The sequence below is a fragment of the Tenacibaculum sp. AWR4_210 genome (genome assembly GCF_056160945.1).
On the sequence record NZ_JBSWYF010000058.1, the window covers coordinates 1 to 394 of the forward strand.

The 394-nt window shown below is 61.9% G+C and carries 1 protein-coding gene; it reads right to left on the minus strand.

Features of this window, described 5'->3' with window-relative positions; translation table 11 throughout:
- The coding region (locus ACXAG7_RS20010; RefSeq protein WP_476667932.1) for a hypothetical protein at positions 1–209 on the minus strand (209 nt) is incomplete at its 3' end.
- Positions 210–394 lie beyond the last annotated feature (185 nt).

Genomic DNA, 394 nt, shown 5'->3' on the forward strand with positions numbered 1-394 from the left:
GACCCAACATGTGCAATGACGTTCGCCACGAGTTCCGTCACACAGAGCTGCGCCTCGTGAGCCAACTGCGGCAGCCCCCAAAGTCCCAGGTGCAGCCGCATGACACGGCGGAGGCCGGCAAGCTCCGCGGCCTCTGCCAGGAAGGACAGCTCCCAGCTCTTCCTGGCGACCCCGAAGTGACACGTACCCACGACAACCACCACTTCCATACGCTCGCGATCACTCCATGTGTTCTCTCAACAACAGCGTGGCAGTGAAACTCTCAAAATGGAACTCTCAAAGGAACGGTGTGGAGGCACCCTGGCAGACGCACGCCCCCCGCGTACGCCGCCTTGCCCCCATCCCCGCGCAGCCTGCAATCTCTGGGAATCTAGGAAGGGCAACCTCATGACAG